Below are 22,134 nucleotides of genomic sequence, written 5' to 3'. Positions count from 1 at the left end.
AGGGAAGGCTCTGCGAGTTTGCTTAAGCGGGAATAGACTTAAAGTGTTCCCGAATTTGTTGAATGACGACAAAGAACACGCTCGCCATGATACAGCCAATGAAAGTTGCTGAAACTATTCCGCCAAATGATGCCCAACCTAACGCTTGTTGACCTCCAGAGCCAACTGCGTTAGCTAACATCAGTGGTACAAGTCCGACACCAAATGAAAATGCCGTCATAAATACTGCTCTAGCACGAAGACGTAACGCTTGTACGGCTGCTTCTTTGATGGTGAAGTTGTTGTCGTCTCGTAGTGTTTTGGCAAACTCTACGATGAGAATCGCATTTCGAACTGTCATACCAATTAGTAGTATAGCGGCGAGTTGCGTGAGAATATTGATGTTGCCTTGAATATGTATAACGCCTTCTACAATTCCAATAATGGCAGTGGGGACGGTAAGCATAATCGCCAATGGAATTAGCCAAGATTCGTATTGGGCGACAAGAACAAGAAATGTCACGAGCATCGCTAAGCCCATCACAATAGCCACTGTATTGCCCGCGGAGACTTCTTCTTTAGCAGCACCAGTAAACTCCACTCGATAACCTAACTCATCCGCTAGTTCTTGAATTGCACTAATGGCTTGGCCGGTGGAAACGGCAGGGATAACATCAATGAAAACACCTTGTTCTGCATTGTATCGGGTGATGAAGTTAGGCACTTTGATCTCTTCAAAATCAAAGAATTTATCGTAAGTTATTCGGGTGCCGTTAGCCTTAGAAAGTCCGGTTTTCTTTAAAGCTTCTGGGTCTAATCGGAATTTGGGATCGTTTTGCACCATGACCTTGTAATTGCGACCATCCATATTAAACGTGTTGATATACATACCACCAAAATGCGTTTGCATACCTTCCACTACTTCAGCAAACGTAGCGCCATATTTGAGGAGGTCTTGCCGCTTGATGTTCAGTTTCATCGATGGTTTGGTGACTTCAAATTGTCCCATCGCTAAACCAACTCGCTCGTCTTCCATCAAGCGAGAATTGAATTCCAGAGTTAGTTCGTATAACTCAACGGGACTCAGCTCTGGTGCTAGCAGGACGAAATTAACACCATCAACCATCCCTAGTTCCGGGATTACTGGCGGTTTAAATGCGAACGCTTGGATATCGGTATTCTCAGACAAAACATGGTTAATTTGTTCCGTCAATTCCGCATCACTTGCTTGACGACTCAGCATGTCATCCAATGACAGTAACATCATAAAACTGCTCATCTCGGCGGTATTGGTCAGTAAGTTAAAACCTGACGCTTCAACACTGGTCGAGATTCCTGGAATTTTGTTGAGTTGCTGAGTTAATGTTGCCAAATACTGATCTGTTGCTGCAAGAGCAGTACCTTGAGGGAAACTGCCAACAACAAAAATGGCGCTGGTATCTTCTTCGGGAAGCAGGCCAGTAGGCAGGTTTACACCACGGTCAATGGAGAGATAAAGGCCACCAGCCAATAGTAAGATCGTTATCAAAGGCAGACGGGTCGCTGTCCACGCTAAACCAGCAAAGGCACGAATTTTCTGAGTAATCACCCATTCAACAGATTTGGCGATGATGTTCTTTTTGGGTGGTTTCATAAATAACGAACAAAGTGCTGGTGTTAGCGTCAAGGCCACTAAGGTCGAAACAACAACCGAGGCACACAGCACTATGCCAAACTCAGAGTAAATGGTTCCAGCCATTCCTGGAATAAACAACGATGGAGTGAATACAGCGAGCAAGACTAGCATTGAAGCGATAATTGGTGAGAAAGTGATATCCAATGCTTTAGAGACGGCCTGCTTAACGCTAAGTTCGGGGTTCTCGTGAAGCTGATGCTCTGCGTTCTCAATGACAATGATGGCAGCGTCTACGACGATCCCTATTGCCATGACTAAGCCAAACATAGAGATGATATTAACTTGAATACCTAACGCACTCATGACGGCGAAGGTTCCGATTAAAGATACTGGAATGGCCGTAACGGTAATTAGTGTTAGCCTGAAGTTTTGCATGAAAATCAGAGTAACTAAAGACACGATTGCAACCGCAAGTACTAAGGTCTCCAGCACACTATAAATAGCACCATCGATGAAGGTAGTGGCATCATAAACGACTTTAATTTGGTACGGGTTAGGTTGCTCTAACAGTGCCTTAATCTCTTTAGCGACATTCATCGCGTTTGCTTCTGGTGTTTTGTAAATGAATAAAACCGTTCCGTTAGCATTTTCGCCATAGGCATTGGCGGTGTATATTTCACTACCAAGCTCAATGTTAGCAACGTCTTTCAAATAGATGGTCTTACCTAGTTCGTCTGAGCGAACTACAATATCTCCAAACTCCTCTGGAGTGGCGAGACCACCATTCACAGTAATTGGGAACTCCAGTTTGTCATCAACGAGGCTGCCTGCTGAAGCTATCTTGTTTTGTGTAGCGATAGCATCATTGATGTCTCCTACGTTGATAGAGTAATACTTCATTTTATCTGGATTGAGCCAAACCCGAATGGAGTACTTCTTTTCTCCGAGGACATCTACTTTCGACACGCCGTTCACACGTTGGATTTTCTCTTTTAATGGGCCTCCAGAGAAGGCGCTGATATCAATAGCAGAGGCGCCGCCTGACGGGTCGGTGATAGATATCCCAAGCATTAAACCGTTAGAGAGCTTTTCTACCTTGACACCATTGCGCATGACATCCCCAGGCAACTCCGGTAGCGCAAGGTTTACACGATTTTGGACGAGGTTCACTGCTTTGTCTGAGTCTGTCCCACTTTCAAACACCACTTCCAGCGTATAGGTACCGTCGGCTCCGCTGGTGGATTTCATGTATTCCATACCAGATACGCCGTTAACTTGTTTTTCTATTTCGGGCGCGACGGATTTAGCCATGACATTAGCACTTGCTCCATCCATAAAGGTTCGGACTTCGACAGTAACAGGCGCGACATCTGGATACCTGCCTATGGGTGAGTTTGCTGCAGAAATGGCTCCTATTAGCGAAATGAGTAGGGCTATTACTATCGCGAATTTAGGTCTTTCTATGAACATTTTAAACATGCCAGCCACCGAGTTATTGGAAATTGTCCGGATATTACGCTCGTGAATTTTTAATAACAAATGAGTTACTAGTCGATCTATTGAGATGTTTGGCAGGTTTTATTTGCGGTTCGAATACACCAATTTTCGATATCTTTTTGGACAGTTCTTTGTGTTAATTTATTCGAATTTTCAATGGTAGCTATTTTTGTAGGAATGAGTATTGAGGATAAAGTTTGCACTATAAATCGATGGTGTTCGGCACCCAATTACTTGAGGCTACTATGAGAAAATCTATTTTAACCCTTTCACTTGCTGTACTTATGGGATCGTTTGGTGCAAATGCAAACCCAGCAGAAGGAAAAACACGTGTTGAAATGGGCATCAATGAATCGAACCTATTGGCGGCAGACCAAAATCGATACACCTATAAAAATATGCAAGAGTTCATGAAAACCAAAAATGTTGACTCAGGAGCGAGCACTCCCATTTTACTCTCATATGCTGAGCAGCATTTAGGTGACGTCCATTTTCTTCATCAAGGCAAGCCGATGACTTTACAAGGCATGTTGGAGAAGCATCGTGCGGATGCCTTCGTTGTATTGAAAGATGGGAAAATTGTGCATGAGCAGTATTTCGATGGCCAAACAGAGCGAACTCAGCATCAAATGATGTCAGTGACGAAGTCGTTTACAGGAATCATTGCAGCGACGCTAGTAGCGGAAGGAAAACTTAAGCGCCAAGTACAGATATCTGAGTACATTCCGGAGCTAAAAGGGTCAGCATTCGGTGATGCTTCGGTTGGTAAAGTGCTGGATATGAGTAATAACGTCAAATACTCAGAAAAATACGAAGATCCTAACGCGGAAGTATTTCAGCATATGAAAACCATTGGCTTTGCCCCAATGGAAAATGACTATAACGGTCCTAAAACCATTCATGAATTTTTGAGCACACTGAATAAAGAAGGTTCACGCCAACATGGAGAAGAATTCCATTACATTTCAGCCAACACTGACGTGGTGGCTTGGTTGATTGAACGTGTTGAAGGTAAACCCTTTAATGTAGTGTTGTCGGAAAGAATCTGGTCAAAACTAGGTATGGAGCGAGACGCCTTCATTATTGTTGACGATGAAGGGACGGCTTTGGCATCGGGTGGACTCAACGCGACAGCGCGCGACTTAGCCAAATTTGGTCAGATGTTGGTCTCTCAAGGCAAGAATCTAGTGGGCGAACAAGTATTACCTAAAGAAGCCATTCAATCGACGCAAAATGGCGGTGATGTTGATGCTTTCGAGAAAGGAGGATATGGAGCGAAAGGCGAAGTTTTTGAAGGCTGGAGCTACCGAAACCAATTTTGGCACACTAACAATAGCAACCAAGCTTATACAGCTCTGGGTATCTTTGGACAGTGGATTTATGTAGACCCAACGGAAAACGTAGTCATCGTTAGACAAGCTAGCGCTCCAACTTCCATCAATGATGTATGGGATGGTGAGATGCTTTCGGCGATCGACGCCATCATTAGTCAATTGCACCAACAATAGAGGCTGAATCGATGAAAATAAAACAGCTTCAAACAAGGTTATGGTTAAGCGCTATTCTTGTCACTTGTTCAGCAAACGTGTTTGCCTATCATCCTTGCGATGGAGGTAATGTAATTACTGATGCTGTTGATGGTGCAATAGTTGGTGGTGTCGTAGGAGCAGTCGCCGGTGATGCCAAATCAGGAGCAATGATTGGTGGTGCCGTTGGTGTAATTGATGGTGCATATGCGGATGCAGAATGTGATCAGTTAATTGGTGAAGCAGTTGTTGAAGATGCGATTATTTCAGACTATGAAGACGCTGTGGTTGAGGATGCTATTGTTGACGCTGCGATTGATGATAGCTGGTGATCGAGTGATGTAATTAACACTTTTGTCAGTCTTTGAGGCGATATAATTGATAACTAACTGGCTGATTCTTATTAACTTATATTCGAGTCAATAATCGCAGAGTAATAGAGGCTATAACCTTGAGTTAATTGAGGTTATAGCCTCTCGCTTTTAGGCTTCCCCAGCATTTTATGGATGAGGTGCTGCCAATCGAGAAAGTAGTGTTGGTAATACAAAAGGAGGTTTGTTTTGTATTAGGGTGAGTTTATATGCGTGCACACATTTCTTTTCTAACGGCGGCCACAGTCGCAGTTTGTTCTTTTTCTTCTTTTGCAGACCAAAATTCTGATCCTGAAATCCAAGATATGTCTGACCCTTTAGCGGTTTATACTCAAGCGGGTGCTGGGACATCGGACAAAGGTTTAAACATCAAAGTCGGACGCACATACGATACAGGTAACCCTGATACCATGGCGATGAACATCATCGAAGTGAAGGGAATAGCTGGAGAATATTTCGGTTGGTCTGGAACGGGTAGTCGTGATAATTCAATTGATAGCGTTCGTTTTCGAAACTTTAGTGTGGACACCACCAATGGTCGCGGTAGTCAACTTGATCTGAACTATAACGTGGAGCAAGAAAGTTTGAATGCGTCCTATAGTTTTATTCAAGCATTGCCAAAATGGGGCAACCTTAACCTCTATCCACTTGCAGGGTTGGGCGTCAATGTACGCAATGGGAATTTTCCTAGCTGCACCGATGCTAACGATTGTCAAACTGAACCACAAGATAATGGTTACACAGTTCCAGGAACATACGCAGTAGTGGGGGCTTATACCAAATATGCGATTACGGATAAGCTATGGCTTAACTACAATCCGATGTGGTTAACGACTCTATCTGGTTCTAAATCTTATGTCGACAATGCATACGGCGTAGGAATGAGTTCTATCTTTACTAATGAATTTGCGGTGTCTTATCAGTTTACGCCTCGCTTTAACGTGCGCTATTTTGCCAACTGGACGCAAGAACAAAGCTATTTTGAAGGTGACCAGAGGGTAGAGTTTAATTACCAGTTCTAGTGTTGTTTTGAAGATATTGAGCGGTAAGACTGTTCGAAGGGGTGAAGAAGGAATAATAGGTTCGCTGTAAGATATTCATTCCTTCGAATATCTTTGCGCTTTAACTAATAGTGTCAAATTAGAATGGGAAAACAACGCCTACTTTGCCGTAGGTATTGCGCTTACCATCACCGAATTGACCCTCGTTACCGACTTCTACATAAGGGATTAGGTTATCGATCGCCGTGAAGGTAGCACGCAGCTCAACATTGTAGATAGTGTCTTTCGTTTTGTTGTCACGAGTAATTAGTGCTTTATTAGTTTGCTTTTGACCGACCAGTTTAGCATTTAAGTAGACGCGCTCTGTGACTTGCTTGCCTGCCGCTAAATCAAAACGATAGATGTTGCTACGCTCACTGCCATTACCTGAGTTTAAATCTGTGTCTTTACGCAAACGCAATGAGGTATCGAATAGTTCCGCAACGTTACCACCAACGGTAATACCAAATTTGTTTTGGTCGTTAGCTGGCTGTTGACGACTCTTCTTATCAACGAACTCATATTCGCCTTTTAGCCAGATGTTACCAAAATCATGGGTGTAGTTAAGGTTGTACTCATTTTCAAAGTTTGCTTTGCGTTTAGCCGAAGCACCGAAACCTTCATAACCGATGAACGCTTTGATACCAGAGCCATTATCTGCTTTATATTCGGCTGCACCATCTACGAACTTAGCATCTAGTTCCACACCACCCGTTACACCTTCTGCCATAGCATTAGTTGCAAATACTGAAGTTAACGCTAGAACGATTGCTGTCTTTTTCATTTTAATTACCTTTTATTGATACTCTTCTTGTTGAGAGCGATGCAAAAGATAATGAAAAGTTCCGATAGGAGTTAGTTGGTTCGTATTCGCTTTTCGAATGGATTGGATTGCTATTTGTGTATTTAGGGTAAGAGACTATTAAGCTGGCATAATGGCGAGAAATATCCGGTTAAAGATAAAAAAACACCCCACATAAGTGAGGTGTTGTAGGCCCAATTTTCCTTACCAGTTCCAATCAGAGTTCCAACTATGCGCGGGCCTTAAAAGGGTTAATATTAAATAGCGCTTAGATAAGCTTTAAGTGCTTTCAATCGTACTGTTGCACCACCGATGATGTCCATAAAACCAAGTGCCTGGGACGGCTTGCTTGCTGATATCCAGCCTGAACCTGTGGCGCCAAGTGGCACGTCGTAGCCTTCCGGTTCATTAAATTCAATAACAACAGTACGACCATGTGCACCGGTATTGTTTCCTACGTGCTGGCGAACTTGTTGCGTGTTACCGCGAGCAGATACGGTCGCTTCACCGGTATTGGTTGTAATGCTGTGCACTCGACCGCGAAATACTTCACCTGGATGAGAATTAACATAAAACTCGGCGAATTGACCTTCCTTTATATGTCGGAAAGTTTGGTCACTTACGCGCATTTCGACGAATTTTCTCTCGATGTTATAGAGATACAAGTTGCCAGTACGAGAGCCTTTGGCAATGTTAATGACACCTACTACACCATCAAAAGGTGCTCTAATCTGGTTACGGTCGTTCAACCATTGCTTTTGATTGATCTGAGCTTGTATACCATCAACATCGGAGCGAGCCGCCATTAGGTCTGCGTTCCCTTGTTGTATTTTGGTATGCAGCTCATCTCTTTCTTGTTCAGAGCTAAATTCATCTAGATTGATTAAGCGTTGATGGTTCTTAACATCAATCGCAATCTGCTCTTCTATGCTGATAATTCGATGTTCAGCTGCAATAAGGCTAGAGTTCAAACTCTTCAACTCTTCGTCTGTGTCTTCTGACTCTAGCGTGTACAGTAACTCACCTTTCTTGACTCGTTGGTTATGAGTCACGTAAATGTCTTTGACTTGCTGCCCAAACAAAGGGCTTAGTACCGCATGAGGCGCTTTTACTGTGGTGCTGTCTGTCAAATCAGCGGGTGACCAAAATCGGTGCGCAGTAAACAGCATAAATGCTAAAAAGGCACCAAATCCAACGCTAATCACCGCATTACGGAGGGTCCACTTAATGACGCCTAATTTCACTAGTAACCAAACAATCAGGACATACGGAAGCATAATTTCTTTCATGACGATTGCTCCTGCTTTTTGTCGCCGTGGATTCCGGTGTGAATGACCTTACTTAATGCTGAAGCCAACGCTTCCCAGTTAGTGAAGGCAATAATCACAGCTAATACCCACCATAATTTGTCGATAAATAACCCACAAAGGGATAGTGCAAATACTAGGTTGGCGTGAGCGCTCTGCATGTATTGACTACGGTGAACCGCGACTTCATGTAATTGCCACAACAGGTATAAGACGTAAACGATGATAGAAATGGTGATAACGAAAATAATACCCATAAAGAGCTCTGAGTTAAGAAGCCCTAATATGCTAGGCATACCATCGCTGAAATAGCTTTCAGGAAGGTCTTTACCATGTACTTTCGATAGTAATGAAAAGAAATAGCTTAGTGATAGAAAACCACTGACTATTAACATCCACTTGGTTAAGAAACGGAGTACTGCAGTTAATTTGTTTTTCATGATTCGATTACTCGTTCGGCTTTGCGACATCGTGGTATGGCTTCAGATCGGTACCGAGTAGGTACAAGGGAACTTCCTGAGGACCAAGTTTAAGCCTATCGGATGATTGGCGTTCACTTGCAAAGGCCAGCGTTGGGACGGCGCTGGTAACCAGTAATGAGTGTTTCAATAGTCTGAACATGTCATTGCCTTGTTTCAGGCTATCCTTAGCATTGTTGGATTGAAATTAACTTAGGTGTTGGAGCAATATTATGGCTCGAACCTATCGCTTTCTTGTAATAAGGACTGTACGACGCGAGATTTATGAGTGCTATTCTGCTCTCTTAATTATCGTCGTACGGCCTGTCAGTCATGTTGAGCGTCTGACTTTTGTGACTCGTTCTTTCAAAGGCTGACTCGTAATTTGTACTCAATATCGATTAGGTATGTAGGCAAACCTTGTACAGATGGGCTTTATACTTCGTCAATATGCGTCGATGTAAGCGTTCAGCTTGAATATGTAAGGGGATATATTATCTGGCTTGATCACACCAATACACTAAGTGAACTATAATTCAGATATCATTTTCATTAATGTATTGAGCATTTGGTTGGTATTAATCACGTACCCAAGCGTGGGTGTTTAGGTTCGTATACTCAAAATGAGTGGATGTGAAATCGCCAATGTGATTATTTGTTCATCAAACGAACTGGTTTTATTGATTTTATCTATTGAAACGCTATACAAGTAAAAAATCGTCAGTTAACATTTCGGAATCCGCTAAAACAGCGGTGATAAATAGATGCGATTTAGTGATGCATTTATCGATGCCGAGATGGTGAAATTGGTAGACACGCTAGCATGAGGTGCTAGTGCCTTTGGTGTGAGGGTTCGAGTCCCTCTCTCGGCACCATTCCCTTTCTTTAATACCAACAGACTACAATGCAGAACAAAGGATCCAGTTCAAAGCAAATGAGTACGTCTAACTCGGTATCAATTCAGTTATTGACCGAGGTGTCTTTGCACGCCTTGTTACATCTAGAATTCAAGAAGTTAGAGTCCAAATCCCAATTATTCGATCTTGCCAAGAAGAACGAGTTATTGGTTCGATGGCTAAAGCCGAAACTAAAAAGCAATAAATACAAAGCGATTAGAAAACAATTAAAAGCCATGAGCTTGCAAGCAAAGAAATCGCAAGTAGATTTAGAAGATGTTTTATTGCGAGGAGTTGAAGCTAAGCCTGACGTTTCGCAGCCACATTTAGATAGCTATCTATTATTAATTCGTGAGTTGGAAAAGAAACTGGGTACCACAGTGCTGTTATCGAGTCCTGAGAAAGTGGATCTCAACCATGATGAGAATGGTTGTTTGCTGTGCGTGCTATCAACGGACCTAAACGCACATTTCGGTGCACGTAACCAATTGTTATCAGGAATATCGATTTTATTTAGAGGAACGGTACGTGAAAAGCACCTGTTCCTAAAAACGATATATGCCAATGATATCTTTAGCTACCAGATACAATACGAAGACGACAACTTTGTGAGAATTACACTCGAACTTGATAAGTCGTAGTCTCTATTTTAGAAATAATAAAAAAGCCTGATAAATCAGGCTTTTTTTGTTGGAGTGTGTTAAGAGCTACGTCCTTTTACCTTCTCTCGAAGTGATTGCAACATCACGTAGAACACTGGAACAAGACAGGTACCTACAATAGTGGCCGCAATCATACCGCCCATCACCGCATAACCTAATGAGACACGACTTGCAGCACCTGCACCGGTTGCGATGACCAGTGGGATTACCCCCAAAATGAACGAGAAGGCTGTCATCAAGACCGCCCGGAAACGCAGTCGCGCGGCCTTAATGGCTGAGTCGGTGATACTCATACCGCTTTCCCTGAGCTGTTTGGCGAACTCTACAATCAGAATCGCGTTCTTACAGGCAAGACCGATTAGTAGTACCAAGCCGATTTGGGTGTATAAGTTAACGTCAGACCCCATTATCCAAATGTAGATAAATGCCCCTAGAATAGCGACTGGAACAGCGAGCATAACTGACACTGGAATCGTCCAACTTTCATACTGTGCAACTAAGAATAGATAGGTAAAGATAAGTGCTAAGGTAAAGATGAATGGCGCTAAGTTACCTGCTTTTAACTCTTGGTAAGTTTGCCCTGACCACTCATAGGTGTAGCCGTTCGGGAAAGTCGTATCCGCGATTCGCTTCACAGCATCAATCGCCTGTCCTGAACTGTAGCCTGGTGCTGGGAATGCGTTGACTTTAACTGCGCTATATAAGTTGAATTGGTTGATGTATTCAGGGCCTAGCTTAGGCTCTACGTTAACCAAGGTATTAAGCGGCACCATAACATCGTATTTGTTTCGGATGTAGAAACGAGCGATGTCTCGGTCTGAATCGCGAAATTCGGTTTCCGCTTGCATGTTCACACGGAAAACCTTACCAAATCGGTTGAAGTCGTTTACATACATTGAACCAAGCATCGTTTGTAATGTAGTGAAAATACTGCTTAGTTCAACACCTTGTACTTTGGCTTTGTTTCTATCTACGTCGACGAATAGTTGTGGTACGTCAGCCTGGAACGTACTAAACGCCGTTGTTAGCTCAGGCTCAGAAGTTGCTTGGATGGACATTGCTCGCATGACACCTGCGAGCTCGGCTGGCGTTCTGCCCAAGGTATCTTGGATATAGAACTCTACACCGGAAACCGTACCTACACCCGGTAACGCTGGTAGGGAAAAACCAGCCGCCGTCGCTTCACTGTATTGCGATAGTGCGGCGTTAGCTCGTCGTACGATCTGCGATTCTACCAAGGATGGATCTTGTCGCTCATCCCAATGAGAAAGAATGACAACCATCAAGCCTGCATTAGACGATACCGCGCCAGAAATAATCGAATAACCACTTGCTGAAATCACATTGGTTACGCCATCCATTTGGTTTAGTTCGTCTACCATTTGAGTCATAACTTCTTTGGTACGGTTGATGGAAGAGCCATTAGGTAATTGCACATCGACGAAGAATGCTTTTTTATCTTCCGTAGGGACAAACCCGGTAGGGAGCGAAGTAGCCAGATAGCCCGTTGCACCGATCAAGGCGACATAGACGACGCCAACGAGCATTAGTTTACGCACCATTCCCGAAACAAAGTTGGTGTACTTTCCGGTTGCCTTCTCAAACAAAACGTTGAATTTGGCATGGAACCCTTTTTCATGCGTTTTTGGTGGCTTAAGTAGTGAAGCACATAACGCAGGGCTGAGTGTTAATGCGTTCACCGAGGAAATTAGAACCGAAATACAGATGGTGATAGAGAACTGCGCGTACATTTGCCCAGTTATACCGGGCATAACTGCCGTTGGCGCGAATACCGCGAGTAGCACCAGAGTTGTAGCGATAACGGGCCCCGTTACCTCCTGCATGGATTTGGTTGTGGCATCGACGGCGTTGAGCCCTTCTTCCTCCATTAAACGAGTGGTGTTTTCTACAACAACGATAGCATCATCTACTACGATACCGATCGCGAGGATCAAGGCGAAGAGCGACACGGTATTGATGCTCATGCCTGTTGCCAGTAGGAATGCAAATGTACCAACTAAAGACACCGGAATGGCGATAGCAGGAACTAACGTTTGTCGAACATCCTGCAAGAATATATACACAACGAAGATAACCAGTGCTACGGCAATCAACAGTGTTTCAATCATTTCATCGATGGACGTTTCTACGAACTGAGTGGTGTCGTAGAGAACTTTGTAGTCCATATCTTCAGGAAATTGCTCGCGAAGACGGGATAATTCTTCGTGGACACCTTTCGCTACTTCGAGTGCATTTGCGCCACTTGATTGGTAAATGAAAAGTAGTGCAGATGGTTTGTTATCCAGCATCGCTTCCGCATCGTAACTTGCAGCACCAAGCTCAATACGCGCAATATCACTCATATAAACTGCGCTACCATCTGGGTTCGAACGGATGATGATTTGTTCAAACTCTTCTGGGTGGCTCAAGCGACCTTTGGTGGAGAGGGTGTACTGAAATTGTTGATCTCGAGGTACTGGTGCTGCGCCAATACGTCCCGCCGCAACTTGGATATTTTGCTCTTGAATTGAGGCAATGGCCTCTTCTACGGTAACACCTAAACTTGCCATGCGATCGGGGTTGAGCCAGATCCGCATGGAGTAATCCATACCACCGATAATGCTTACTTTAGAGACACCGTTAACACGAGCAAGGTTATCCTTAATATTAATGCCCATGTAGTTGTTTAAAAATAGGTTATCTAGACTTCCATCTGGTGATACCAAGTTAAGCATCATTAAGATGTTTGGGTCTTGTTTCTCAACTTTTACCCCGTTTCGTTGAACTTCTTGGGGAAGCCTAGGCATGGCTTGTTGTACCCGGTTTTGGACGTTAACCTGTGCCATATCGACATTGGTTCCCACCTCAAAGGTAACATTGAGCGAGTAGCTACCATCGTTTGCGCCCTTGGACTCCATGTAAATCATGTTTTCCACCCCGTTGACTTCGGCCTCGATAACCTTAGAAACGGTGTCGGCAACAACCTCAGCACTCGCACCCGGATAGGATGTAGTCACAGAGACCATTGGAGGGGAGATGTTAGGGAATTCTGCCACGGGCAGAGCAGGAATCGACAACAGACCGGACAAAGTCAGGACTATAGAGATAACGAAGGCAAACTTCGGCCTATGTATAAAAAACTTACTAATCATAACTTGTCCTTAAGAGTCGTTTTCATCGAAAGGCTGTACGGTATCCATTTCGTACTCGACTTCAGCGCCTACACGGGCTTTTTGTAACCCTTCAGTTATGACCAGTTCACCTTTCTCTAAGCCTTCTTCTAGCTCCCAGTCAACACCATATCGTTTACCCAAAGTGACGTTTTTACGTTTGACGACGTTTTCCTTATTAACAGTTAATACATAACGACCTTGCTGGTCTTCTTGCACCGCGCGTTGGGGGATGAGCATAACTTCTTGAACTCGTGGAGCTTCGATTATTGCCGTCACGTAAAGTCCGGGCACAATTAGGTGTTCTGTATTGGCAAACTCAGCACGGACAGCCAGAGTACCGGTAGTGGCGTCAACACGGTTATCGATGAAATCTATCATGCCTGTTTCTTCAAACATCGACCCGTCAGGGAATCGCAGTTTTACTGGTAGGTCTTCGATTTTGTATTGATTTTGAGCGTCACGAGCTGCTTTTTGAGCGTTGATAATGACTTTTTCTGGTAACTGGAAGTTGACCCAAATCGGTTCCATTTGTACCAAGTTCACCATTTCGGTTTGTTCAGGAATGATCAAATCACCTGAAAACACTTCTGCACGGCCAATTCTTCCGGCAAATGGCGCATGAATCTTGGTGTAACCCAGTTCAAGTTTGGCATTGTCTAACTCAGCGTTGGCACTCTGTAGCGCTGCTGCATTTTGCAGTTTGGCGGATAATAGATTGTCGTAATCCGCTTGGCTGATGTACTTGTCTTTAATCAATCCTTCGCCACGTTTAAAGTTACGAACTGCCGTGTCATAGGCAGCACGTGATTGAGCCACAAGTGCTTTGGAGGACTTGAGGGCGGCTTCATATTGTTCAGGGTCAATCTCAAACAACAATTGTCCTTCTTCAACCATACTGCCTTCTTCAAAATAGGCTTTTAGTAAGTTGCCTCTTACCTTTGCTTTAAGTTCGATGTCTTGAGTTGCCTCAGTGCGACCCACGAACTCTTCACTTGGTGTTATTTCTTTCATGGACACTTCGAGAACTTTTACACTGGGCTTGACTGCCGGAGGAGCTTCGACGGTTTTTTCGCAACCTGAAAGGAGGAGAATAGGTAGCGCAACGATGAGTCCTTTAGCGATGACACCATCTGCTTTGGGAAAGTAAGACATAGACAATCCTTGTTTCTGATAATTATATAAAATGTTTATTGTTTGAGTTTAGACCATAAATGACGAATGTCTGTGAAGCATTTGGGAAAATTAATGAATTGAATTAATGGGTTAAGTAGTGTGAACGGATTATGTTGGTCGTGAGGAATTTTTTCAGGTGAAAAAACGCCAACCTGGTTGGTGGTTGGCGTGGAAGTGGTTTTGATGGATTAGAAGTTTAACGTTGTTCCGACGTACCAATTACGTGGTGTGACTACATAGCCACGGCGTGTCACATCGTAGTCGTTGAATTGTTCATTGGTGACATTCTTAACGCCAGCTCTTAGCCGCCAGTCGTTGTTAACGAAGTAGTTCATACCAAGGTCGGCGGTCACGTAAGATGGACGGTATACGTTATCGTCAACTGAAAGCAAGGTTCTACTTGTGTAGTTAACGCGAGCGAATGTGCTGATTGAATCGACAGGTTCCCAAACCAACCTTGCCATTGCCATGTGATTTGGGCGGTTCTCTAATTCTTCACCGGTAGTTTTGTCTTCCGTAGTAAGGTAGGTGTAGGTGCCGTTCAGACGAAGATTTGCCAAAATATCGTACTCACCGCTGAACTCCGCGCCTTGAATAATCGCTTCATCAATATTCTTGTAGGTATAGACATCTCGACCGCCTACATTATCAACTGGATTATCGAGGTCTCGGTCAATTAGATTAGAAATTTCATTTCTAAATAATCCAGCTTCCATCGACCAATAGGTATCGACATAACTTGTAGAGAGCTCATAGTTAAGACTTGTTTCAGGCTGCAGGTCAGGGTTACCGACGAGTAGGCAGTTACCCTTACAGCTGTTGACGATGTTTTCAGAGGATAACTGAGTTAAAGAGGGGGCTTTAAATGCAGTACCTACGCCACCTTTGATCGTCCATTGATCCGTTGCAGAATGAACGAGGTAGGCTCGTGGACTCCAGTGAGTACCAAAACTTTCATGCATATCAACACGCGTACCGTAAGTTAGTGTGTTTTTCTGGCTCAATGCCCATTGATCCTGGATAAATAGTGCTTGCTGGTTAACCGTTGCATTGCCGGTTTGAGTCAGGCTGTCTGGGTTCTTTAGTTCGGTGTATTTCCACTCTCCACCAAACGTCAATGTGTGATTGCCAACGACTGTAGTGCCGTGTCCGTCAACAGTATGATTGACTTCATTTACATCATATAAACCTAGGTCGGCATTTCTGTCATTGAAATTGTCTTTGGTTTCAAATGCATCACGATTATATCGCAGTAACGCATCACCCCAATCATAGGTGCCGTTGTAGGTCAAAGCTTGAGTATTACGAACGACTTTAGACTCAGAGTCTGTTAGACCATTGGTTGACTCAATCACGCCATCACGCTGGTCGTCAGCGTAGCTAAAGTCAAACGCGAGATCGTGCTCGTTGTTGATATACCACTGGAGACTACCACTTGCTGTAAGGGTGTCTCGCTGTTCTAAAGTGGTTGCTTGAGAACGGTCATAGACATTTCCATTATCGCTAACCCCCTGACCAGAAAAGGCGTGCCACGGATCACGAGAAGACTTATTCATAGAAAGTGATAAAAACAGTTCATCTTCTAGTAACGCGCCAGATGTATTGAATCCTGCGGTGTATTCAGAACCACCATCGTCGTCGCGATATCCATAATCACCACTGACTTGAGATTGCCATTCATTGGTTGGCTTCTTGGTGATAACGTTGATTACGCCTCCTAGCGCCTCTGAACCATAAAGCGCGGACATTGGACCACGAATGATCTCAATGCGCTGAATACTCTCTTTAGGAACCGCTGCAAGATCAAAGTCATTGCCACGGAATACTGCGTTCGAAGAGCTGAGTTTACGACCGTTTACTAGAATCATAGTGAACCCAGCATCCATGCCTCGAATAGAAATCATTTCACGTCCAGCTCTACCTCCGTCCATTTGACTTTCAACACCAGCAATGTTTTTGACTAAGTCATTCAGTGCTAGACCTGGTTCGGATAGGATATCTTCTTCGGTGATGACTGAGATTGAAGCCGGTGCTTTCGTTGTCGATACTTCAGTATGCGTGGCAGTAATAACCATCTGTTCGTCGATACGCGTATCCGAATGACTTTCTGAGTCTGTTTGGGCGATTACTGGGTAAGAAAGGATTGTCGAAATCGCCACTGCTAAGGGCGTAATTGCATGTGTTATGCGGGTCATATTAAACCTAATAGTTGGAGTATTTTTATGGGAAAGGTATTGCTAATGATAACTATTGTCATTAGATATCAATCCATAAATTGGCTCAATATAACTAGCATCCGGATATTGCATAATCACTATTCACAAATAGCATGGAGGTAAATGAGGTGTAGTTAAGGTGAATTTGCTGTGAAAATTGGCTGTTTTTTTCAATGATTTTGCGTAACAAAAATTAATTTGGATAGAGCGTTTTGAATATTTCTCTAACCCATTGGCACATGGGGTCATTGTGGTAGCGTTTATGCCAATACAAATAAATGTCACTGTAAGGTGAGCGTAATTCCTCAGGTACTTCTCTCGTCACCACGTTATGACTGCGTGCGGCATCCTCTGCAAACGGCGTAGGGAGGTGGAAAATGACGTCTGACATTTCAGCCATTTTTGGCGCAGCATTGAAGTTACTTAATCTCAATGGTGTAGAGAGCGGTCGGTCATTGGTGGACAAACCGATGTCGTTAAAACGACTTTGGATAGAGAGAGCTCGGTCGCCATGGAGCGATATTTGCCCAAAGTGACAATCTTTTAAATTATCAGGAGTTAAGGGTTGCTGAGCCAAAGGGTGGTCTTTGTTCATAAGCAGGCGAAAATCACGAGTGGCGATGAGCATTCGATACAGGTTTTGATCGGCTGCCGGCGGCGTTTGGCTCGAGATAGAAAAGTGTACTTCGCCCGCAATTAATTTATCGAAATGCTTTTGAGGGACAGTATCAATATCGAGGACCATATTAGGCGCGTGTTCTCTAAGGTGCTTGAATACGGGAGGCAATAGCCAATTCACCTGAGGGACTAAACCGAAAAACTTGATGGTCTTGCGTGATTCGCTTGGGTTAAATTCAGAACCATCAACTAGATTGTCCAACATAGCCAGAATAGAGCCTATGTCTTGTCGAATTAGTTCGCCTTTGGGAGTCAATTCATAACCGTGAGTAGTGCGAACCAAAAGTTCGTCTTTAAATAAATCACGGCCTTTTTGAAGAGCGCGACTGACGGTCGGTTGACTGATATTTAGTGTCAACGCGGTATTAGAAACATGCTTCTTCTCTAATAAGTGTTTTAATATCAGAAGATTACTTAAATCTAGCTGGCTAAGATTCATTTAAGATAGGTACTGGTACGGTAAAAAACTGAAAAAACAGTAGCACTACTTATACGAACGTAGCAACTAAATCCTATAAAATTCATCGATATAAGCTATTTTGATTAATATCAATTGCACACTGTTCAGTGAATTTTTCAATCTGTAAAAGTGGTTAATAAAGTTTCAACTCATAATATTGTTTGGTGATAAAAAAATCCTACACTGATCACATAAATATAAAGGTAGGTTATGTAAATGAGTGATAACTCCGATCAGAAAAAATCATCCCGTTCTAGCTTGACAAAAATTCTCTTTCTACTTGTTTGTGCAGCAGTATTTGGTGCTCTGTATTGGTCATGGATCTATGCAGACAGTCATCCTAGTACCGAGGATGCTTATGTTAGAGCGAAGATCCTCTCTGTCGCTCCTCAGGTTCAAGGACAGGTTGTCTCTGTTGAAGTTGCGGATTTCCAGCGCATCAACAAAGGCGACTTGCTGCTTAGAATTGACCAACGACCATACTTACTTGCAGTAAAGCAAGCAAAAGCAGCATACCAGTTAGCGGTACAGCAGCATGATGTCGCTGACAAACAGGTGACGGAAGCGGTTGCTGGACTGGATGCAGCGCGAGCAAACTTGAGCGAAGCGCAGATCGAATACAAGCGTACCGACTCATTGGTCACTCGAAAATTGGCGTCTCCACAAGACTTAGATACTGCTAAGAATAAATTAGCTAATGCTCAGGCAAGCTTGGAGCAAGCAAGAGCAAATGTTGAGAAAGCTATTGCGAATCGAGGTGAGCAAGGACTGGAAGCTGCTATCGTCCAACAAGCGGCAGCGCAGCTTGCTCAGGCTGAACTCAACCTCAGTTATACCGATATTACCTCGCCAGTAGACGGACTATCAGGAGAAGTTAGTGCGCACGTAGGAACGGTTGTTTCTGTTGGTCAAACGCTGTTTCCGGTGATCATTGACAACAGCTACTGGGTCCGAGCTAACTTCAAGGAGACAGATCTCACTCATCTTAAACCAGGTCAGAAGGCTGAGATCAAGATCGACATGTATCCTGATTTGGTATGGAACGCGACGATAGAAAGTTTATCGCCAGCCAGCGGTACCTCGTTTTCTCTTATGCCCCCTGAAAATGCGACAGGTAATTGGGTGAAAATTAAACAACGCTTCCCTGTGCGACTTAAATTGGAGGTGCCAAAAAACTCGCCTCAACTTCGTGTAGGTGCAAGTGTCGAGGTGACTGTCGATCTGAAAAGTGACTCGAAATGACCAACCAAATCACCGCTGATAAACGAGGTATCGCTACCGTAGCGGTCATGTTGTCTGCCATCATGGTTTTAATCGATATGACAGTGGCGAATGTGTCATTGTCACATATGATGGGAGCTTTGGGGGCAACGGCGGACCAAATTACCTGGGTGTTAACGGGATACAGTATGGCGGAAGCTATTTTTATCCCTATGACCAGCTTCTGGGTGTCGCGATTTGGCGAGCGTAAAGTGATGCTCGTTGCTGTTATCGGTTTCGTTATCGCGAGTGCACTGTGTGGCCAAGCTAGTTCCTTGGAAGAGATGGTACTATTCCGGATTATTCAAGGCGCGTTCGGTGCTTCGGTTATTCCTTTGGCTCAATCTACCTTGGTTCAGATTTATCCATCTGAGCAGAAAGGTAAAGCCATGGCCATTTTTTCAATTGGTATCCTGCTTGGGCCTATCTTAGGCCCAGTTGTTGGCGGTGTCATTACGGATAACCTCAACTGGCGTTGGATCTTCTATGTAAATTTGCCTTTTGGTTTGGTTTGTACCGCGCTTATCTATAAATACATTCACCTATCGAATAAATCTAAACCCAACTTTGATTGGTGGATCATTGGATTTATGGCACTAGGTGTAGGTGCGCTGCAGTTTGTCCTCGATAAAGGCAATGACGAAGACTGGTTAGACTCCCGAATTATTCAAACCGCAATTGTCCTGTCTGTGATAGGTTTGATTATGTGGGCGTATCGCAGCTGGAAAACTAAGAGTCCCATTGCACCTCTTTGGCTGTTGCGAGATAAGAACTTGATGGTGTCGTCGCTGATGATGGCAGTCGTCTCCATGGCCATGTTTGGCTTGACTACTCAGCAGCCAATGTTCTTAGAAAGTTTGCTGGACTATCCGGTTGCAACAACGGGAATGCTCATGGCTCCAAGAGGTCTTGCCTCGGCTTGTATGCTGATTCTGGTGATTCGGCTGAATCCTCAGTTTGATCCGCGACTCAAGATAGTATTTGGATTGACCTGCATTGGTATCGGTTCGTATCTCATGACTCTGTATTCGATGGAGATTGATACTTTTTGGATCGTAACGCCAAGTATTATTCAAGGCTTAGGCTTAGGTTTGACCTTCTCAACGTTATCGTCTTTGGCGTATCTGACATTACCAAGAGAAGAGTCGGTAGCGGGCGCTAGTATCTTTAACTTGTTCCGAACTATCGGTAGCTCATTTGGTATCTCAATTGCCACCACTTACCAGTACCGTGATAGCCAGCAGCAATGGCACGCGCTAAGCGAAGGTTTTAATACCTATAATCCTGCACTGCAAAACTGGGCGGCATCGCAAGGCTTATCAATGACCGACCCACTGGCGTTGCAACAGTATCAAATGATGTTGCACGAACAATCTCAGATGGTTGCGTACGTTCATACGTTCCAATTAGTTGGAGTGATGTTTGTAATTATGATGCCGATGCTGATTTTCATCCGTTCTAAATAGTGCACCGTTAACAGAATAATGGGTGTCATTTTTGAGTAAGAGGAGAAAACATACCCATCAACCACACATAGGTTGATGGGTTAAGCTGTTTATTACTTAACTCTAAACATGTATCCGGAGAAGAGCTCTTCAACCAAAACTCTAGTTTGAGCCTGCGAACAGTCGGTAGCGTGAATATAGGTCTTTATTCCCATAATCTGAATCTGAAGGTGCTGCGCTAGTCGCATAGGAGAGAGTTCTTGATTGACCTCTCCGAGGGATTGGGCTTCGGCAATAATTTCAGCAAACTTGGCTTCATTTTTTCTAAGTGAGTAACGCGCAAGCTCTAATAACTCTTCATTTTCTTCGGTAAGTTCTGCGACGGTTTTAGCCAACATACACATAGCGTTAGGGTTATCCACACTACAAGGCTGCACAGACTGTAAGATAAAAGCCTTAAGTCCTTGAAGAGGTGAAGAAAACTGCTTTACGAGATCGTCTAAACGAGCCTGTCCCTGAGTCGAATAATGCTCAATCGCTGCTTTAAACAAGCCTTCCTTGCTACCAAACTCTGCATAAATACTTCCTGGGCGCATATCGATAGCATCTTGCAGGCAACGCATTGATGTGGCGTGGAATCCTTTTTCCCAATAAAGCAACATGGCTTTATGGATAACTTCACTACGATTAAATTTTGTTGGTTTGGCCATAACGGAAGAAATCTATACTGTTGAACGACTGTTCAACAGTATAGCAGGCAGAGAAGAAATTAAGAAAGCAGGCAAAATAAAGGCTGCATATGAGCAGCCTAGCTAGGTGTGTATGCCCTTGAATCTAACTTTATTCTTCAAGTGGCACAACAAGAACATCCACTGGTGACGTATTAATAAGTTGTCGAGAGCTAGAAACAATTTTGCTCCAAAAATCATGATGATGGCCACAAATAATGAGATCAAAACCATGCTCGGCAATGGCGCTCTTTAGCTTATCTCCCAAGTCACCAGTACCCACAATGAAGTGCTTAACCGGACATTTGGCGTACTCGGCAAACTCATGCAGTTGGTCCATGGTTTCTAAATGAAGTGGTCGCTGATCTGGGTTGAGTCTGATATCAACTAGTTCAGGATAAATCTCTCCATGGGTGCCATCAACGTGTATCAATGACACATCAGCATCCAGAAGCTCGGATAGAAAAACGGCTCTATCTATTAACACGTGGCTCTCTTTGGAAAGCTCTACTGCTACTAGTATATGTTTGTACTTCATAACCATGCCCTCACGTTGTAAGTCTTATTACTAGCATAGTCCTATGTTATTCAAAATGTTGTCGATGAGATCGCGGATTGAAGAGAAAATAAGCAGAGCAAGTTTGAATCTTGACCGTTTTAGCATTGTGGAATTAATTATCCATAATGTCTGGATCGTTTGGTTCTTTTTCTTCGCCTTCAATACGCCTAACCTACACCTCATCAACAAGCTTGGCTTAAGGGTTAGAGTAGCGGCTTACGGTACTGAAACTCACCGAAAAAGCATAATTCCCCCAAGCTATTAGAGATTCTATAAGTGGAGAGAGCAC

17 protein-coding genes and 1 tRNA gene are annotated in these 22,134 nt (G+C 43.7%); 7 read left to right on the top strand and 11 right to left on the bottom strand.

Going from position 1 to position 22,134, the window contains the following annotated elements:
• Window positions 1-22 precede the first annotated feature (22 nt).
• Complete coding sequence (locus tag HOP38_RS17220) at window positions 23-3,073, bottom strand: efflux RND transporter permease subunit (RefSeq protein WP_124941715.1); 3,051 nt, start codon at window positions 3,071-3,073, stop codon at window positions 23-25.
• 263 nt (window positions 3,074-3,336) lie between these two features.
• Between HOP38_RS17220 and HOP38_RS17215 the strand changes: the two genes are divergently transcribed.
• The 3 genes from HOP38_RS17215 to HOP38_RS17205 all read left to right on the top strand — a co-directional run bounded on the left by HOP38_RS17215 (window position 3,337) and on the right by HOP38_RS17205 (window position 6,010).
• Complete coding sequence (locus HOP38_RS17215) at window positions 3,337-4,599, top strand: serine hydrolase domain-containing protein (RefSeq protein ID WP_198558568.1); 1,263 nt, start codon at window positions 3,337-3,339, stop codon at window positions 4,597-4,599.
• Window positions 4,600-4,610: 11 nt separating this feature from the next.
• Complete coding sequence (locus tag HOP38_RS17210; RefSeq protein WP_124941717.1) at window positions 4,611-4,949, top strand: hypothetical protein; 339 nt, start codon at window positions 4,611-4,613, stop codon at window positions 4,947-4,949.
• Window positions 4,950-5,197: 248 nt separating this feature from the next.
• On the top strand, window positions 5,198-6,010 hold the full coding sequence (locus HOP38_RS17205; RefSeq protein ID WP_198558567.1) for a hypothetical protein: 813 nt from the start codon (window positions 5,198-5,200) through the stop codon (window positions 6,008-6,010).
• 118 nt (window positions 6,011-6,128) lie between these two features.
• Here the strand turns inward: HOP38_RS17205 and HOP38_RS17200 are convergent, their stop codons facing one another.
• The 4 genes from HOP38_RS17200 to HOP38_RS17185 form a co-directional block, all read right to left on the bottom strand.
• Complete coding sequence (locus tag HOP38_RS17200; RefSeq protein ID WP_198558566.1) at window positions 6,129-6,812, bottom strand: hypothetical protein; 684 nt, start codon at window positions 6,810-6,812, stop codon at window positions 6,129-6,131.
• Window positions 6,813-7,087: 275 nt separating this feature from the next.
• Window positions 7,088-8,119: an HlyD family secretion protein gene (locus tag HOP38_RS17195; RefSeq protein WP_198558565.1), complete on the bottom strand. Its 1,032-nt coding sequence runs from the start codon at window positions 8,117-8,119 to the stop codon at window positions 7,088-7,090.
• Window positions 8,116-8,577, bottom strand: a complete 462-nt coding sequence (locus HOP38_RS17190) for a hypothetical protein (RefSeq protein WP_006069365.1) — start codon at window positions 8,575-8,577, stop codon at window positions 8,116-8,118. The genes HOP38_RS17195 and HOP38_RS17190 overlap by 4 nt, the downstream gene beginning before the upstream one ends.
• A gap of 7 nt (window positions 8,578-8,584) precedes the next feature.
• Window positions 8,585-8,758 (bottom strand): hypothetical protein, encoded by a 174-nt coding sequence (locus tag HOP38_RS17185; protein WP_006069364.1) that lies wholly within the window; start codon window positions 8,756-8,758, stop codon window positions 8,585-8,587.
• 628 nt (window positions 8,759-9,386) lie between these two features.
• Between HOP38_RS17185 and HOP38_RS17180 the strand changes: the two genes are divergently transcribed.
• Window positions 9,387-9,470 (top strand) — tRNA-Leu (locus HOP38_RS17180).
• Between the two features lie 59 nt (window positions 9,471-9,529).
• The gene (locus HOP38_RS17175; protein WP_006069363.1) at window positions 9,530-10,132 is read left to right on the top strand and encodes a DUF2913 family protein; all 603 of its coding nucleotides are present in this window, start codon (window positions 9,530-9,532) and stop codon (window positions 10,130-10,132) included.
• Window positions 10,133-10,191: 59 nt separating this feature from the next.
• Here the strand turns inward: HOP38_RS17175 and HOP38_RS17170 are convergent, their stop codons facing one another.
• From HOP38_RS17170 to HOP38_RS17155, 4 genes are all read right to left on the bottom strand, one after another.
• A complete protein-coding gene (locus HOP38_RS17170) occupies window positions 10,192-13,305 on the bottom strand; it encodes an efflux RND transporter permease subunit (RefSeq protein WP_006069362.1) in 3,114 nt (1,037 codons plus the stop codon).
• A 9-nt stretch (window positions 13,306-13,314) separates the two neighbouring features.
• The gene (locus tag HOP38_RS17165; protein ID WP_198558564.1) at window positions 13,315-14,478 is read right to left on the bottom strand and encodes an efflux RND transporter periplasmic adaptor subunit; all 1,164 of its coding nucleotides are present in this window, start codon (window positions 14,476-14,478) and stop codon (window positions 13,315-13,317) included.
• 209 nt (window positions 14,479-14,687) lie between these two features.
• Window positions 14,688-16,694: a TonB-dependent receptor domain-containing protein gene (locus tag HOP38_RS17160; RefSeq protein WP_198558563.1), complete on the bottom strand. Its 2,007-nt coding sequence runs from the start codon at window positions 16,692-16,694 to the stop codon at window positions 14,688-14,690.
• A gap of 214 nt (window positions 16,695-16,908) precedes the next feature.
• The gene (locus HOP38_RS17155) at window positions 16,909-17,832 is read right to left on the bottom strand and encodes a LysR family transcriptional regulator (RefSeq protein WP_006069359.1); all 924 of its coding nucleotides are present in this window, start codon (window positions 17,830-17,832) and stop codon (window positions 16,909-16,911) included.
• Between the two features lie 237 nt (window positions 17,833-18,069).
• Here HOP38_RS17155 and HOP38_RS17150 point away from each other — a divergent pair, with 237 nt between their 5' ends.
• Both HOP38_RS17150 and HOP38_RS17145 read left to right on the top strand, forming a co-directional pair.
• Window positions 18,070-19,095: an HlyD family secretion protein gene (locus tag HOP38_RS17150; RefSeq protein ID WP_198558562.1), complete on the top strand. Its 1,026-nt coding sequence runs from the start codon at window positions 18,070-18,072 to the stop codon at window positions 19,093-19,095.
• Window positions 19,092-20,579: an MDR family MFS transporter gene (locus HOP38_RS17145; RefSeq protein WP_062458657.1), complete on the top strand. Its 1,488-nt coding sequence runs from the start codon at window positions 19,092-19,094 to the stop codon at window positions 20,577-20,579. The genes HOP38_RS17150 and HOP38_RS17145 overlap by 4 nt, the downstream gene beginning before the upstream one ends.
• Window positions 20,580-20,671: 92 nt before the next feature.
• Here the strand turns inward: HOP38_RS17145 and HOP38_RS17140 are convergent, their stop codons facing one another.
• Window positions 20,672-21,268: a TetR/AcrR family transcriptional regulator gene (locus tag HOP38_RS17140; RefSeq protein WP_198558561.1), complete on the bottom strand. Its 597-nt coding sequence runs from the start codon at window positions 21,266-21,268 to the stop codon at window positions 20,672-20,674.
• 130 nt (window positions 21,269-21,398) lie between these two features.
• Window positions 21,399-21,824, bottom strand: coding sequence for a universal stress protein (locus HOP38_RS17135; protein ID WP_006069355.1), 426 nt, complete (start codon window positions 21,822-21,824; stop codon window positions 21,399-21,401).
• Window positions 21,825-22,134: the final 310 nt, after the last annotated feature.

This window comes from Vibrio mediterranei (genome assembly GCF_013364395.1).
Classification (GTDB): Bacteria; Pseudomonadota; Gammaproteobacteria; order Enterobacterales; family Vibrionaceae; genus Vibrio; species Vibrio mediterranei.
Note: the sequence above shows the minus strand (reverse complement) of the source record. Positions and strands in the feature narration are given on the sequence as shown.